Source organism: Streptomyces niphimycinicus, from assembly GCF_018883605.1.
GTDB classification, from domain to species: Bacteria; Actinomycetota; Actinomycetes; order Streptomycetales; family Streptomycetaceae; genus Streptomyces; species Streptomyces niphimycinicus.
In genome coordinates this window covers 1-15,387 of sequence record NZ_JAHLEM010000560.1, presented here as the reverse complement: position 1 = coordinate 15,387, position 15,387 = coordinate 1, and the positions used below count along the sequence as shown (strand labels likewise).

The following is a 15,387-nucleotide window of genomic DNA, read 5'->3' as shown; positions in this document are numbered from 1 at the left end:
CGGTTGCCCGCCGTCGCGCGCTCGGCCGCCGCCCGGTCGGCCCCCGTGCGCGCCAGCTCGACACTGCGCCTCAGCAGCGCGGTGGCCTCCTCGTGGCCCACGCCCCGGTGCGCGAAGCCCTCGTAGGTGGCCTGATAGCTGCTGGTGATGAGCACCCGTGCGCCCGCCCGTGCGTATGCGGTGTGGGCCGCCTCGATCTGCCCCGGGTCATCGGCCAGCAGCCGGGCCGACCACAGCTCGTCGGAGAGATCGCAGCCCTGTGCCTCCAGTTGGTTGGACAGCCCGCCGTCGAGGACGAGCGGTCCGCGCTCCAACGCGGTGGCCAAGGGCGTGCGGGATACGGACATCACGGGTGCTCCTGGTGGTTCGCTCAGCCCAACTGGGCCTGGACCTGCGAGGAAATCAGCTCCAGATGGTCGAGGTCCTCAAGGTCCAGCATCTGGAGGTACATCCGGGAGGCGCCCGCCTCCGCATAGCGGCCGATCTTGTCGACGACCTCGGCCGGGGAGCCCGCCAGCCCGTTCTCCTTCAGCTCCTCGACCTCCCGGCCGATCGCCGCGGCCCGCCGGGCGACCTCGGCGTCATCCCTGCCCACGCACGCCACGAGCGCGTTGGAGTACACCAGGTCGTCGCCCTTGCGGCCGGCGGCCTCGGCCGCCTTCCGCACCCGGCCGAACTGGCGCTCACTGTCCTCGACCGAGGCGAACGGCATATTGAACTCGTCCGCGTACTGGGCGGCCAGCCGCGGCGTACGCGTCGCCCCCTGGCCGCCGATCAGCACCGGCACCTTGCTCTGCGCGGGCTTGGGCAGCGCCGGGGAGTCCACGAGCTGGTAGTGGGCACCGTCATAGCCGAAGGTCTCGCCGACCGGGGTCTGCCACAGCCCGGTGACAATGGCGAGCTGCTCCTCCAGCCGGGCGAACTTCTCCTTGGGGAAGGGGATCCCATAGGCCCGGTGCTCCTCCTCGAACCAGCCCGCGCCCAGGCCCAGCTCGACTCGTCCACCCGACATCTGGTCGACCTGCGCGACCTGGATCGCCAGCACTCCGGGCAGCCGGAAGGTGGCGGCGGTCATCAGCGTGCCGAGCCGGATCCGCCGGGTCTCGCGGGCCAGCCCGGCCAGGGTGATCCAGGCGTCGGAGGGGCCCGGGAGGCCGTCCACGCTTCCCATGCGCAGATAGTGGTCGGACCGGAAGAAGGCGTCGAATCCGAGGTCCTCGGTGGCCTTGGCGACGGTGAGCAGAGTGTCGTAGGTCGCCCCCTGCTGGGGCTCGGTGAAGATGCGAAGATCCATGACCCCCATCCTGCCTCTTCACGCGGCACCACCCCACTCCCCGCCCCACTCGCGGAACGTGAGATGCCGGAGCATCCCGTGCACCCGGTCCCGGGCCTCGTCCGCCGCGTCGATCGCCTCCACGCACTGCCAGTACAGCGCCTCCTCCTCCGTATTGGCGGCGACTCCGACGAGCGCGAACCCCGCCTCCGCGAGCAGATCCCCCAGCGCCAGCAGCACCTCCCTCGGATCGCGCACCTCCGAAAGCTGTGCGGCCCGTAAACCGCCGCCGCGCAGCGTGGGGTGGTGCAGCGCGGGGTGGAACAGGGCGCCGCGCGCCCGCCCGCCCGCCTCGCACAGACCGCGCGCCTCCGCTCGCGCGGCCGCCGGGCCACTCACCACGAAATAACCGCCGACCGCCTCGGCCAGCGCTTGAACCTGCCAGGCTTCGGCCACGATGTCGTGCACGCCTCCGGCCTTCGCCAGGGCGTGCCGGGTGACACCGATCAGCCGCATCGCGTCCATTCCCCGCACCCCTCTCAACGGACTTCCGAGCCCGTCACTCCTCCACTACCCAGAGTGATGACTAACAGGCCGAAAAGCTAGGGGAATTCAGGAATCTGTTGACAACAGTTGCGTTGTGGATAACTTTTTCACTACGGAGAGTGACGAATGAGAGGGTTGGGGGCCTGCGGGCCATCCGAGATAACGGTTCACCGGCAGAGCACCCGTTCACTGCCATAGTCCCCCGCTCACCGCCAGATCCCCCATTCACCGCCAAAGCCCCCGTTCGCGGTCAGCGGCTCTTCGCGATCAGGGCCCGTTCGCGGTCAGCGCCCGCCATTCGCCGGAAAGCGCCCCTCGTTCCGGTCGATCTTCGCCGAGAGCGCCGCGAGCGCGTCGATCCCCAGCACCTCGCAGAACTGGAGCAGATACGCCAGCACATCGGCGACCTCGTCCTCGACCCGGGCCGCTTCGCCCTCGTCCTCCATCACCCGCGCCGACTGCTCCGGCGTCAGCCACTGGAAGATCTCCACCAGCTCCGACGCCTCGACGCTGAGCGCCGCCGCGAGGTTCTTGGGGGTGTGGTACTGCTGCCAGTCACGCGCCGCCGCGAAGGCGGCCAGCCTGCGCTGTAGCGCCGCCACATCCAGGCCGTCGGTCCGGCCACCGATTCGGCCGCCGGTCCGGCCACCGATTCGGCCGCCGGTCCGGTCGTCGGTTCGGCCGTCGGTTCGGTCGCCGGTCCGGCTATCGGTTCGTCGCTCACTCTCATAGGACTCGCTCACGCCCCAGGTCTACCACCGTGACGGGGGCGTCCCCGACCGCCCCCGTCACGTCCCCCACCGTCCCCACGAGCCGGATGTGCCCCCGTGCGCACATCCGGGCCGCCACCCCCAGGAGCTCCCGCGCCTGCCGCCGGTCCAGACACCGGTCGAAACCGTCGGCCAGCACGGTCAGCACCTGCCGCGCGGGGAGCACATCGGCCGCCGGGTCCACGGCCAGCACACCGGGCCCGGTCAGCAGCACGAGCGCGAGCGCGAGATAGCGCAACTCGCCGTCGCCCAGCCGCTCCACGGGCATCGCGCCGAGCTCCCCCTGCTCGACCAGGGCCCGCACCACCCCGTCCGCGTGCCCCTCGGTGACCAGGCCCTCCACCGGCCCGACGCACCCCGCGCGGACCGCCGCGACCAGCGCCGCATGGCGCGTGCCGCACTCCCTGCTGGTCCGCCGCAGCACCGCCGCCAGGTTCTCGCAGCAGCCGCGCAGCCGCCCGTCCCTGGGCACCGCCGGTGCCCGCATCCGCTCCGGCCGCGGATCGCAGGGGAAGACCGAGCGCAGCGCGATGACCACCTGCTCGGCGGCGGCCAGCGCGAGCCGCTGCCCCTCCGTGGTGCCCGCGACCCGCAGCGGCAGCAGCGAGGTCGCCAGCCGGTCGTCGGGCAGCGGAGCGCGGGTCACCGCGACCGCTCCCGCCGTATGCCAGGCGGCCTGGACGCAGCGCCGCCCCGGGTCGCGCAGCGCCGTCTCCAGCAGCGTCTCCCCCGCCCCCGTCATCCGCTCGCCCACGATGCGCAGTTCGGGCTCGGCCTGTACGGCGACGTCGAGCCGCACCGGCCCGACCGGGCCGTCCACGGTGCAGCCGATGCGGAAGCCGCGCCGCCCCTGCCGGTCCGGCCGCGCCCGGCGCGGGATGTACGCGGCCGGGTCGCGGAACACCTCCGCGAGCCGGGCGCCGCCCGCCAGCCGCGCGAGCGCCGCGTACGCCTCCAGCACCCCGGACTTACCGCTGCCGCTCGGACCGGAGATCAGGGTCAGCGGACCCAGCGCGAAGGCGGCGCGGCGGTGGGTCTTGAAGGCCGACAGCCTCAACTCGGAGACGATGGGCCGCAGTTCGGTCCTGGCGGGCAGGAGCCCGGATGCGCTCATGCTCCGGAACATATCTCTGGCACATACCGCTGAACCGTTACGCCTTCCGTATCTTCCTACCATCGGGGGATAGCCGCTGTGGCTCATGATGACCGAGGGGCGGCGGATGGCCGGAGATCCGGGAGTTGTACGGGCGCCCTGACGAGCCGTACGGGGGCCTCGACGAGGCGCGGCGGACGGCTTGTCAGGAAGCGGACGGGGCGGGAGGCGGGGTGCCCACGGCGAGCCGCCATACACCCTAATTTTGTCAGCAACATGCCAGTTCGCACCGCTTCACGACCCGACCGCCAACCGGTACCGGAGACTCTTACGGTGGCCGTCGGCCCGGGCTCGAGAGGTGCCATCAGCACGGATGCTGATACGCGGGCCGCTCCCCTAAACCCTTTGGCGGAGGCGCTCTCAGCCCCCAGGTCGATTTCCACGGGGACCCATGGTGCGGCCTGAATAGCTGTCCTAGCGTGCCCCTTACTGGAACCTTAAATCCCTAAGGAGCGTCATGTTCGGGCGAATAGGACGGTTTTCCGTCCACCGTCCATGGCTGGTCGTCGCGATGTGGGTCATCGCGGCGGTCGGCCTGGCCATCCTGGCCCCACCGCTGAAGTCCAGCACCGACCAGGCCGACTTCCTGCCGTCGCGCTATGAGTCGGTGAAGGTCACCAAGCTCCAGGAGCATGCGTTCCCGCAGCAGGAGAGCGCGGCCGCCATCCTGGTCTACCAGCGGTCGGACGGCGGAAAGCTCTCCGAGGCCGACAAGGCCGCCGTCACCAAGGCGACCGCGGGGTTCCAGGACAAGAAGTACGAGACCTTCAAGTCCGTGGTGACCACGCCCGAGGCCGTCTCCAAGGACGGCAAGATGGCGCTGGCCAACATCTACTCGACCAAGAAGGACGTCTACGACGAGGACACCCAGCAGTCGATCAAGGACCTCCGCGAGGACCGCGACAAGCTGCTGAAGGGCACCTCACTCAAGGTCGACGTGACCGGTCCGGCGGCCTCGGGGCTCGATGCCACCGAGTCCTCGGGTGACACCGACGCCATGATCATGATGGCCACCCTGGTCCTGATCATCGTGCTGCTCGGCGCCATCTTCCGCAGTCCGCTCATCGCGCTGATGCCCGTGCTGATGATCCTGGTGATGTTCATCATGGCCCAGGGTCTGATCGCCACCGCCAGCGACTGGTTCGGGCTCGAGGCCGACAGCAGCGTGTCCGCGATCCTGATCGTGGTGCTGTTCGGCGTCGGCACGGACTACATGCTGTTCCTGCTGTTCCGCTACCGCGAACACCTCCGTAAGGGCCAGCAGCCCAAGGAGGCCCTGGTCGACGCGGTCACCCGGGTCGGCGAGACCATCGCCTCGGCGGCCGGTGCGGTCATCGTGGCCTTCCTCGCCCTGGTGCTGTCGACGATGGGCAGCCTGCGTGCCATGGGGCCCTCGCTGGCGATCTCCGTCGCGGTGACGCTCGTGGCGGCTCTCACCCTGGTCCCAGCGGTGTTCTCGCTGCTGGGAACGAAGGCGTTCTGGCCGTCCAAGGCGTGGAAGAAGGCCCCCCGCAACCGGCTCGCCAACGGCGCCGGCTCCCTGGTGTCGCGCCGTCCCGGGCTGATCGCCGCGGTGTCCGCCGGTGTGCTGGCGGTCCTCGCGGTGGGCGCGCTCGGCTTCAAGGCCCAGTTCGACACGGACAGTACGCTCCCCAAGGATCTGGAGTCCGTCCATGCCATGGCGGAGCTCCAGAAGAGCTTCTCGGCCGGCGAGTCCGACCCGAGCCTGGTGTACGTCCAGTCGAACGGCGGCAAGCTGGACGCCGCGGCGCTGACCGGGTTCCGGCAGAAGCTGACGGCGGTCGAGGGCGTCGGCGAGGTCTCCCCCGCCGTGCTCAACCCCAAGGGGGACGTGGCCCAGTTCAGCGTGGTGCTGAAGTACCGGCCCGCCTCCGACAAGGCCATCGAGCTGGTCTCCGGGAAGCTGCGGGACACCGCGCACGGCTCCGCGCCCGAGGGCTCCAAGGCCCTGGTCGGCGGGTCGACCGCGGTGCTGGCCGATATCGAGGACGCGGTCAACCACGACTACCGGCTGGTGTTCCCGGTCGCGGGCCTGGCCATCATGCTGATCCTCGGCCTGCTGCTGCGCAGCGTGGTGGCGCCGCTGTATCTGATGCTCGCCGTCGGCCTCGGCTTCGCCGCGACCCTGGGTTCCACGGTCTGGCTGTTCCAGAACGTCCGGGGCGAGGACGGCCTGCTCTTCATGCTGCCGATCATCGTCTATCTGTTCGTGGTGGCGATCGGCACGGACTACAACATCCTCATGGTGGCCCGGCTGCGGGAGGAGGTCGGAAAGGGCAAGACGCCGGCCGAGGCGGCCCGGCTCGCGGTGTCCCAGTCGGCGCCGACGATCGGTTCGGCCGCCATCATCCTGGCGGGCACCTTCGGTGTGCTGATGCTGGCCAGCAACACCATGCTCCAGCAGATGGGCTTCGCCGTGGCCTTCGGCATCCTGCTCACCGCGTTCATCATGGCGCTGCTGCTGGTGCCGACGGTGACCGCGATGCTCGGTTCCAAGGCGTGGTGGCCCAACCACCGCTTCGACTCCCCCCACGCGTCCGGTGGATCCGGTCCCGGGCGGGCCGAGGAGCCCGATGCGGCGGGCGAGACCGTACGGGTGTGACCTGACACGCCCGAACGACCCGGTGGCCCTTCGCGACATCGTCGCGGAGGGCCACCGGTGCGAGAGGCGGTCCCCGACCCCCGGCGCGACGCACCGAAGAAGCTGATCGCAGCGCACAGAAGGGCAGCCCGATGGACCGGTGGGACCGGATGGGGCGGCTGGCCGCGTACGGAAGCGCCGCCGCCATGGCACCGTATGCCGTGATCAAGGTGTCGTGGGTGGTCGGCTCGCTGCTCGGACTGGCGCCGGTCGGGGCCGGGTTCGGGCTCGTCGAGTGGGTGGTGCTCAACACCGTGACGGTCGGCATGGCGGCCGTCGGGATCACTCTCGGGCTGGCGCTGGCCCGGCCCTGGGGGCTGCGGCTGCCCGGGGTGCCGCTGGTGTTCTGCGCCTGGGTCGGCGCGGGCTTCCTGGTGTCGATGCTGCCGTACGCGCTGGCCGACTCGCTGCTGTCGGAGCCGGACACCTCCGGGTCCGGAAGCGACAGCGACCCGCGGATGCCCGGCTGGGAGGCGGCCCTGATCCAGTTCGGCTTCATCGGCATGGGCCTGGGCCTCACCCTCGCGCTCCCCGCCTATCTGCGCAGACGCTGGCCGGAGGCGTTCGCCGGCCGGGACGGCGGGCCCGCACCGCTCGGCCGGGCGGCCGTGGCGCTCGGAGCCGCAGTCGGCCTGATGTGGCTGTACTGGGCGGCGGGCGGCACCGCCGGGCTCGCCCACCCCGCCGAGGGCCGCGCCGCCTGGCGCCTGCTGTGCGGGATCTGCGGCATCTGGGCACTGGTCGCCGCGTTCGCCGTGGCCCGCCCTGGCCGCGAGGGCCAGGGCCGGCTCCCCCGCTGGCTGCCGTCGGTCCTCGGCTGGCTCGGCTCGGGCTCGCTGTTCGCGTGGAGCGGCTGGAAACTGCCCCTCACGCTGTACGTCGCGCTCGCGGCGCCCCCGGACGTCGCGCTCCCCGAGCAGTTGGGCCTCGCGATCACCCTGCACCTGTGCGCCGTCGTGGCGGGCGGCGCGATGATGTGGACGCTCACCCGGGGCCCGTCCCGGACCCGCCCGGAAGTGGCCGCCGTCCCGCCCGGCTGATGCCGCGCGGGCGCGCCGGGGCCGGGGCCGCCCGCCTCAGCGCCCCTCGCGTGTGGGCTCCAGCACCGCCACGCACTCCACATGGTGGGTGACCGGGAAGAGGTCGAAGGCGCGGGTGCGGCGCGGGGAGTAGCCCTCCTCGCGGAAGTACTTCAGGTCGCGGGCGAGTGCCGCCGGGTCGCAGGCGACGTAGGCGATGCGGCGGGCGTCCAGGGCCGCGAGGCGGGTCACCGTCTCCTTGCCGGCGCCCGCGCGGGGCGGGTCCAGGACGATGAGGTCGGCCTCGGTGATCCCGGTGCGGGGCAGCACCTGCTCGACCTTGCCGTGCTCGACGCGGACCCGCTCCAGGTCCTGGAGGTTGTGCCGGGCGTCCTCCACCGAGCGCTTGTTCGACTCGATGCCCAGCACCGCGCCGCGCTCCCCCACCCGCTCGGCGATCGCGCCCGCGAAGAGGCCGACCCCGCAGTACAGATCGAGGGCCGTCTCGCCCTGGCGGGGCATCAGGCCCTGCATGACGGCCTCGACCAGGACGTCCGCCGCCTTGGGGTGGACCTGCCAGAAACCGGCCTCGCCGACCCGCCAGGTGCGGCCCGCCGCGCGCTCGCGGACGAAGGGGCGGCCATGGACGCGGTGCACCAGACGGGTCCGCTCACGGCCGCGGGACTCGCTGACCCGCAGCACCGAGACCGGCCGGTCCAGCTCCACGATCGGCAGCCGGCCGCCGGGGCGCGGGGTGAGGACGACCTGGCGGTCGGAGGAACCGGTGGCGGCGATGGCCTCCACGGTGGCGATCTGGGGCCATTCGCGCTTCTCGACGCCGAGTTCGGTGACGCCGGGGGCGGCGATCAGGCAGTGGTCGACCGGCTCGACCTCATGCGAGCGGTGGCGGCGCAGTCCGGGCCGGCCCTGCTCGTCCACCGCGTACTGCACCCGGGTGCGCCAGGCCGGGACCTCGCCGCGGGCCACCTTGTCGCCGGGCGCGGGCTCGACCGTGCCGTCCCAGCCCGCCGCCTCGGGGGTGAGCCCCGCCAGCCGGGCGAACTGCTCGGTGATCACCTCGGCCTTCAGCCTGCGCTGGGCGCCGGGGGCCGCGTGCTGCCAGTCGCAGCCGCCGCATTTGCCGGGGCCGGCGAACGGGCACGGCGCCTCGACCCGGTCCTTGGAGGCGTCCAGCACCCGCACCGCGTCGGCGCGCAGGAAGCGCGCGCCCTCCTCGCCCTCGGTCACCCGGGCGACGACCCGCTCACCGGGCAGCGCGTGCCGGACGAAGAGCACCTGGCCCTCGCCGGTCCGGGCGATGCAGTGGCCGCCGTGCGCCACCGGGCCGACCTCGACCTCGTACTCCTCGCCGACCAGCGATGCCTTGGGTTCACTTTGCATGGCGGGTTCAGGCTCCAGAGGGGGTGAGGGGGCGCGGTGGGACAACAGCCCACCAGTCTACGTCGCGCCCGCCCGCATCCCGTCACGCCCTGATGCCCCGGGCACATGGGCCCATGGTCAGGGAACCTGCGAGGTGACGCCCGGCTTCTCGCCCCCCAGCCCCTTCTCGCCCTTCTCCCGCTTGGCCGGGATCACCGGGCCGCGCCGCACCGCCCCCGGGGCGTTCCACTCGGCCCTCTTGCGCGCCCGCTTCCGGGCCAGCTCGGAGGAATCGAGCTGCCACGGCACGGAGGTGACCATGACGCCCGGGGTGAACAGCAGCCGCCCCTTGAGCCGCAGCGCGCTCTGGTTGTGCAGCAGATGCTCGTACCAGTGGCCGACCACGTACTCGGGGATGAAGACGGAGACCACATCGCGCGGGCTCTCCCGGCGCAGGCTCTTGACGTACTCGATGACCGGCCGGGTGATCTCGCGGTAGGGCGAGTCGAGGATCTTCAGCGGCACATCGATGCCGCGTTCCTGCCACACCCGCTGGAGCGCCTTGGTCTCGGCGGGGTCCACATTGATGCTCAGCGCCTCCAGCCGGTGGGAGCGCATCAGCTTGGCGTAGGCCAGGGCGCGCAGCGTCGGCTTGTGGACCTTGGAGACCAGCACCAGGGAGTGCACCCGGGAGGGGCGCACCTCCTCCTCGTCGAGCTGTTCGGTGGCCGCCGCGAGCTCCTCGGAGACGCCGTCGTAATGGCGCCTGATGGCCGTCATGGTGACGTAGAAGATGACCATGCCGAGCAGGGCGACCCAGGCGCCGTGGGTGAACTTCGTCAGCAGCACCACGACCAGCACCAGGCCGGTGAAGAAGGCCCCGAAGGTGTTGATCGCGCGGGCGCGGACCATCCGGCGGCGGGCGTTCGGGTCCCGCTCGGTGGCCAGATGGCGGTTCCAGTGCCGCACCATGCCGGTCTGGCTGAGGGTGAAGGAGACGAAGACGCCGACGATGTAGAGCTGGATCAGCCGGGTGGAGTCGGCCCCGTAGAAGTAGACCAGGACCGCGGCGGCCGAGGCGAGCAGCACGATGCCGTTGGAGAAGGCGAGCCGGTCGCCGCGGGTGTGGAGCTGGCGGGGCAGATAACGGTCCTGGGCCAGGATCGAGCCGAGCAGCGGGAAGCCGTTGTACGCGGTGTTGGCGGCCAGGAACAGCACCAGCGCGGTGGCCCCGGCGAGCACCACGAAGAAGAACGAGCCGTCGCCGAAGACCGCGGCCGCGACCTGCGAGATCACCGGGTTCTGGGTGTAGTCGGCGCCGAGCGGGGTGCCGTTCTTCAGCAGGTCCCGCGCGGGGTTCTCGGCCATCTTGACGTTGGTCACCAGGGCCAGCGTGATGATGCCGACGAACATGGTCACGGCGAGGCCGCCCATCAGCGCCAGCGTCGTCGCCGCGTTACGGCTCTTGGGCTTGCGGAAGGCGGGCACGCCGTTGCTGATCGCCTCGACGCCGGTCAGGGCGGCGCAGCCGTCGGAGAACGCGCGCAGCAGCAGGAAGATCAGCGCGAAGCCGGCCAGCCCGGTCTGCTCGGCGTGGACCTCGTAGCCCGCGGTGGGGGCCTTCATGTCGTCCCCCAGGACCAGCCCGCGGTAGGCGCCCCACAGGATCATCACGAAGACGCCGCCGACGAAGACATAGGTGGGGATCGCGAAGAGCTTGCCCGACTCCCGTACGCCCCGCAGGTTCATGAGCGTCAGCAGCAGGATGATCCCGACCGCGCACAGCGTCTTGTTCTCGACGAAGAAGGGGACGGCCGAACCGAGGTTCTCCACACCGGAGGAGATCGACACCGCCACCGTCAGGACGTAGTCGACCAGCAGGGCGCTGGCGACCGTCAGACCGGCCTTGGGGCCGAGGTTGGTGGTGGCGACCTCGTAGTCACCGCCCCCGCTGGGGTACGCGTGCACGTTCTGGCGGTACGAGGCGACCACCGTGAACATCAGCACGATGATGGCGACCGTGATCCACGGGCTGAAGTGGTAGGCCGACGCACCCGCCACGGATAGAACGATCATCACCTGCCCCGGCGCATACGCGACGGAGGACAGGGGGTCGGAAGCGAAGACGGGGAGCGCGATGCGCTTGGGGAGGAGAGTCTCCCCCAGCTTGTCGCTGCGCAGGGCCCGCCCGATCAGGATCCGTTTCGGGAGGTCGGTCAGTTTGGACACGCAGAGGATCGTAAGGGGTAGCCGGGGCCCCCGCCCACCCGCCCACCCCCGGGAAAAGGGGCGGGCGGGAGCAGTGCGGCGGAGGCGATCAGGCCAGGCGCGCGGGGAGCGTGCGATGGCCGTTGGAGATGAAGGACTCCACCGGCTCCAGCGGCTCCGGCCCGGACGCGAGCGTGAGCCCGGGGAAGCGGTCGAAGAGCGCCGGGAGCGCGATCGTGGCCTCCAGCCGGCCCAACGGGGCGCCGACGCACAGATGGACGCCGTGGCCGAACGCCAGATGGCTCTTGAGCCGCCGGGTGACGTCGAAGCGGTCCGCGTCCTCGCCGTGCACCTCCGGGTCGCGTCCGGCGGCCGCGTAGGCGGCCAGGATCGCGTCGCCCTTGTGCAGCACCACGCCGCTCTCCAGCTCGATGTCCTCCACGGCGTAGCGCAGCGGCAGGTTGGCGACCGGGGAGGAGTGCCGCAGCGTCTCCTCGATCACGTCCTCCCAGGTGGCCCGGCCGGCCCGGACGTGCTCGAGCTGTTCGGGCCGGGTGAGCAGCGCGTGGATGGCGTTGTCCAGCAGGTTGACCGTGGTCTCATGACCGGCCGAGAGGAACAGGGCGAGGGTGTCGGTCAGCTCCTTCTCGCTGAGCTTGGAGCCGCTCTCCTCGTCCCGTACCGCGATCAGCCCGCTGGTGAGGTCGTCGCCGGGCCGCTCGCGCTTGGTGGCCACCAGCTCGCCGAGGACGGCGTACATCTCGTTGTAGGTGGCGGTGACCTCCTCCGGGGAGGCGGAGGTGTGGAAGATGCTGTCCACGACCCGGCGCATCCGCTCGCGCAGGTTCTCGTCGTCGAGCCCGAACAGCTCGGAGATCACCTGGATCGGCAGCGGGTACGCGTACGCCTCGCGCAGGTCGACCACCTCGCCCGGGGCGGCGGCCAGGTCGTCCAGGAGCGTGGCGCAGATCTCCTCGACGCGCGGCCGCAGAACGGCGGTGCGCCGGGCGGTGAACGCCTTGGAGACCAGGGTGCGCAGCCGCCGGTGGTCGGCGCCGTAGGCCGTGAACATGTTCTCGACGGCGACCCAGGTGATCAGCGGCCACTCCGGCGTGATCTCACCGTTGATCCACGCGGGCCAGTGCTGCCGTGGGTCCTTGGAGACGCGGGGGTCGGTCAGCAGCTCCTTGAGGGTGCGCTGGCGGGTTATTGCCCACGCCACCACGCCGTCAGGAAGCTCAACAAGCGTCGCCTCGCCGCCTGCGGCGACTCGGGCTGCCTCTCCGGCGATGTCGCGGCCGGCGGGGTCGAGGACGATGGGACGGGATTCCACTGGCTGCCTCCAGGGCGCTCGTCGAATGGGGCCGTCTTGGACATAGGAGCCGCGAACGGCTCGGCCGGAGCCGCCGCCTGGGCGGGGAAGCGCACCGGCAGGGCGGCCAGGGCGCGGGTGAAGGGCCCGGTCCGCCAGGTCAGCCGCTCGACGGGGACCGCCAGTTCCATGTCCGGGAGGCGGTCCAGGAGCCGCTCGATGGCCACGGAGGCGATCACCCGGGCGGGCCGCTCGGCGGGGCAGCGGTGGGCGCCCGCGCTCCAGGCCAGATGGGCCCGGTTACCGGACCGTCGGTCGGTGGCCAGGGCGGCCTCATGGTTGGCCGCGGCGTAGCTGATGAGCACCGGGTCGCCCTTGCGTAGTCGTACGCCCGCCACCTCGCAGTCGTACCGGGGGAACCGGGTGCCGAAGTTGGCCATCGGCGGATCGTTCCACAGCACCTCGTCCACGGCGTCCTGGACGGGCATGCTGCCGCCGGACAGCTCACCGGCGAAGCGGTCGTCCGACAGCAGCAGCCGCAGCGCGTTGGCGATCAGGTTCTGCTGGGGGTCGGTACCGGCCGTCATCATCAGGATGATCTGCTGAATCAGCTCGTCGTCGGCGAGCTGCGAGGGGTGTGCGATCAGCCAGGAGGTGACGTCGGCGGCGAGGTTCTGGCGCTTTTCCGCCAGCAGGCCGGAGATCCACTGGAGGAGCTGGTCGTTGGCCGCCGCCGCGTCCTCGCCGCTGTCGAAGAGCTTCATCACCGTCTCGACCAGCTTCGGCCCGTCCGCCAGGCGCGCGCCGAAGAGCTGGTTGAAGACCAGCAGCGGGAGCACCGACGCGTATTCGGTGATCAGCTCGGCCCGGCCCCGGGAGGCGAAGGCGTCGATCAGCGTCTCCGCGCTGCGCTCGACGTACTCGCTGAGGGCGTGCGGATCCACCCGGTCCAGGCTGTCGGTGATCGCACCGCGCAGCCGGACATGCTCCTCCCCGTCGTGAAACAGCGCGTTCGGCCGGTACATCAACATCGGGGCGACCGGGTTGTCCAGCCCCACGGTGCCGTCCTGCATCGCCCGCCAGCCGCGCGGATCCTTGGCGAACCGCTCGGTGTCGCGCAGGATCTCCAGGCCGAGCTGGTAGCTGGTGACCAGCGAGGCGTACACCCCCGGCGACAGCTCGACCGGTGCGATCGGCCCGTGGGTGGCGCGCATCCGCGCATAGACGCCGTGCGGGTCGGCGGCGAACTCGGGACCGTACATCGGTACGGCCCCGCTGTGCCCGGTGTCGCCCACGGCCTCGGCGGGGCCCGCGTGCGCGGGGCAGCCCGGTGGGGGAACGGGACCGGCGGCTGGACGGTTGGTCACACAATCTCCTGAGAACTATGGGTCTGCCGGGCCTGTAGATATTGGACGAGGGCGATCAGCGCGTGGGTGGAGGAGATCCGGTCCCGGGCGTCGCAGGTCACCAGCGGGGTTTCCGGAAGCAGATCGAGGGCCTCCCTGACCTCCGGCTCCGCGAAGCGGGGAGAGCCCTCGAACTGGTTGACGGCGACGGCGTACGGCAATCCGTGCTCCTCCAGGACGGCCATCACCGGGAAGGACTGTTCCAGCCGCCGGGTGTCGGCCAGGACGAGCGCGCCCAGTGCCCCGTTGGTCATGTCCCGCCACAGCCGGGTGAAGCGCCGCTGTCCCGGCGCGCCGAACAGATAGAGCACCAGGGACTCGTTGAGGGTCAGCCGGCCGAAGTCCATGGCGACGGTGGTGGTCGTCTTGTCCTCGGTGCCCCGCAGATCGTCGATGAGCGCACCGGCCTGCGTCATCGTCTCCTCGGTGCGCAGCGGCCGGATCTCGGACAGCGAGCCCACATAGGTCGTCTTTCCGACGGCGAAGTGTCCGACGACGAGGATCTTCGCCGCCACCCGCACCGTGTTGGCCAGATAGACCGCCTTGTCGTCAGAGGCGAGCGCGGAGTCCATCGAGCACCTCCTGGAGAAGCTGGGTGTCGGGGACCTCGGCGGCGGGGATCGGGGACCGGGTGGAGACATGGCCGCTGTCCACGAGGTCGCCGAGCAGGACCTTGGTGACGCTGACGGGCAGCTCCAGGTACCCGGAGACCTCGGCCACCGAGAGCGCACCGCCCAGGCACAGCTCCATGACCCGCCGCTTCTCGGGGCTGAGCCCGGTGAGCGGCCGGTCGGGGTGGGCCATGACCAGGGTCACCAGGTCGAAGGTGTTGCGAGTCGGGTAGGCACGGCCGTCGGTGACCACATACGGCCGTACCAACCCTCGTTCGCGCCGCCCCGGACTCATGCGTGGCTGCCGATCCCCTGCCGCGGGAGGCCCTGCCGCGGCGGGCTGGTGAGCTCCTTGCCGAGCCGGTCGACCAGCTTCTGCATCCGGTAGCTGACCGCCTCCATGTCCACGGCCTCGGTGGCCGAGACCGCCAGATACGCGCCGGGCCCGGCGGCGATCAGGAAGACGTACCCGCCGACGAACTCGACCAGCGTCTGCTGCCAGGGCGTCTCCTGCGGATCACAGAACTCGGAGGTGGAGCGGCTGATCGACTGAAGCCCGGAGAGTGCGGCGGCCTGGCGCTCGGCCTCGTCGCGGGCGATGCCCTCGGAGTACGCCCGCAGCATCCCGTCCGCGGAGAGCAGGATCGCGTGCCGTGCCTCCGGCATCTTGACGACCTCGTCGAGCATCCAGCCGAGCTCGTTGTTGAGATGGTCGTTCATGCCTGGCGATTCCCTTCGTCATGGTGAGGGGCGGAGTTCTGGGTGTCGGCACGGCCGGAGCGGGTGCCGCGCGCGAACGCGCCCAACCGCGAGGCGGTTTCCTCCGCCGAACGCGCGCGGTGCGCGCCGGTGTCGTCGGATTCGGCGGCGCCGGTCCGCCCGGCCCCCATGGACCAGTCGGCGGTCGGCGGGGTGGCGGCGGCCTGCCGGCGGCGGCGCTTGGGCAGTCCACCCTGCGTGGTGCCGTACACGCGGGTGGCCTCGTCGTCGCCCAGGGACGGCTGGGGCGCCGGGGCGGGTGCCGGTGCCGGGGCGGGCGTGGGGGCG

At 71.4% G+C, this 15,387-nt stretch carries 14 protein-coding genes and 1 pseudogene; 2 read left to right on the top strand and 13 right to left on the bottom strand.

All coding sequences use genetic code 11. The features are described 5' to 3' along the window. From KN815_RS36300 to KN815_RS36280, 5 genes are all read right to left on the bottom strand, one after another. A partial coding sequence (locus KN815_RS36300) for a homocysteine S-methyltransferase family protein (RefSeq protein WP_216346101.1) occupies positions 1 to 347 on the bottom strand: 347 nt, incomplete at its 3' end. Positions 348 to 370: 23 nt separating this feature from the next. Next, positions 371 to 1,294 carry an LLM class F420-dependent oxidoreductase gene (locus KN815_RS36295; protein ID WP_216346100.1) on the bottom strand — a complete coding sequence of 308 codons (924 nt, stop codon included), beginning with the start codon at positions 1,292 to 1,294 and terminating at the stop codon, positions 371 to 373. 18 nt (positions 1,295 to 1,312) lie between these two features. Continuing rightward, positions 1,313 to 1,798, bottom strand: a complete 486-nt coding sequence (locus KN815_RS36290) for a DUF6099 family protein (RefSeq protein WP_078644322.1) — start codon at positions 1,796 to 1,798, stop codon at positions 1,313 to 1,315. Positions 1,799 to 2,103: 305 nt separating this feature from the next. After that, positions 2,104 to 2,448 (bottom strand): nucleotide pyrophosphohydrolase, encoded by a 345-nt coding sequence (locus tag KN815_RS36285; RefSeq protein WP_372458573.1) that lies wholly within the window; start codon positions 2,446 to 2,448, stop codon positions 2,104 to 2,106. A gap of 97 nt (positions 2,449 to 2,545) precedes the next feature. Beyond that, on the bottom strand, positions 2,546 to 3,703 hold the full coding sequence (locus KN815_RS36280) for an AAA family ATPase (protein ID WP_216346099.1): 1,158 nt from the start codon (positions 3,701 to 3,703) through the stop codon (positions 2,546 to 2,548). Positions 3,704 to 4,199: 496 nt separating this feature from the next. On the opposite strand from KN815_RS36280, the gene KN815_RS36275 reads away from it, so the two are divergent. After that, positions 4,200 to 6,365: an MMPL family transporter gene (locus KN815_RS36275; RefSeq protein WP_216346098.1), complete on the top strand. Its 2,166-nt coding sequence runs from the start codon at positions 4,200 to 4,202 to the stop codon at positions 6,363 to 6,365. A 131-nt stretch (positions 6,366 to 6,496) separates the two neighbouring features. Beyond that, a complete protein-coding gene (locus KN815_RS36270; RefSeq protein WP_216346097.1) occupies positions 6,497 to 7,444 on the top strand; it encodes a hypothetical protein in 948 nt (315 codons plus the stop codon). Positions 7,445 to 7,480: 36 nt separating this feature from the next. On the opposite strand, the gene KN815_RS36265 is transcribed toward KN815_RS36270, so the two are convergent. From KN815_RS36265 to KN815_RS36235, 8 genes and pseudogenes are all read right to left on the bottom strand, one after another. Then, positions 7,481 to 8,824, bottom strand: coding sequence for a class I SAM-dependent RNA methyltransferase (locus KN815_RS36265; protein ID WP_216346096.1), 1,344 nt, complete (start codon positions 8,822 to 8,824; stop codon positions 7,481 to 7,483). A 117-nt stretch (positions 8,825 to 8,941) separates the two neighbouring features. Further along, a complete protein-coding gene (locus KN815_RS36260; RefSeq protein ID WP_216346095.1) occupies positions 8,942 to 11,032 on the bottom strand; it encodes an APC family permease in 2,091 nt (696 codons plus the stop codon). An 88-nt stretch (positions 11,033 to 11,120) separates the two neighbouring features. Next, positions 11,121 to 12,236 (bottom strand): cytochrome P450 family protein, encoded by a 1,116-nt coding sequence (locus KN815_RS36255; protein ID WP_253209456.1) that lies wholly within the window; start codon positions 12,234 to 12,236, stop codon positions 11,121 to 11,123. Next, the gene (locus KN815_RS50985) at positions 12,218 to 13,690 is read right to left on the bottom strand and encodes a cytochrome P450 (protein ID WP_253209455.1); all 1,473 of its coding nucleotides are present in this window, start codon (positions 13,688 to 13,690) and stop codon (positions 12,218 to 12,220) included. Before KN815_RS50985 ends, KN815_RS36255 begins: the two co-directional genes overlap by 19 nt. Beyond that, positions 13,687 to 14,301, bottom strand: a complete 615-nt coding sequence (locus KN815_RS36250; RefSeq protein ID WP_216346093.1) for a GTP-binding protein — start codon at positions 14,299 to 14,301, stop codon at positions 13,687 to 13,689. Before KN815_RS36250 ends, KN815_RS50985 begins: the two co-directional genes overlap by 4 nt. Further along, on the bottom strand, positions 14,279 to 14,635 hold the full coding sequence (locus KN815_RS36245) for a DUF742 domain-containing protein (RefSeq protein WP_216346092.1): 357 nt from the start codon (positions 14,633 to 14,635) through the stop codon (positions 14,279 to 14,281). Before KN815_RS36245 ends, KN815_RS36250 begins: the two co-directional genes overlap by 23 nt. Beyond that, on the bottom strand, positions 14,632 to 15,060 hold the full coding sequence (locus KN815_RS36240) for a roadblock/LC7 domain-containing protein (RefSeq protein ID WP_216346091.1): 429 nt from the start codon (positions 15,058 to 15,060) through the stop codon (positions 14,632 to 14,634). Before KN815_RS36240 ends, KN815_RS36245 begins: the two co-directional genes overlap by 4 nt. Next, a pseudogene (locus tag KN815_RS36235) lies at positions 15,057 to 15,387 on the bottom strand (ATP-binding protein); the annotation flags it as partial. The pseudogene KN815_RS36235 and the gene KN815_RS36240, both read right to left, overlap by 4 nt.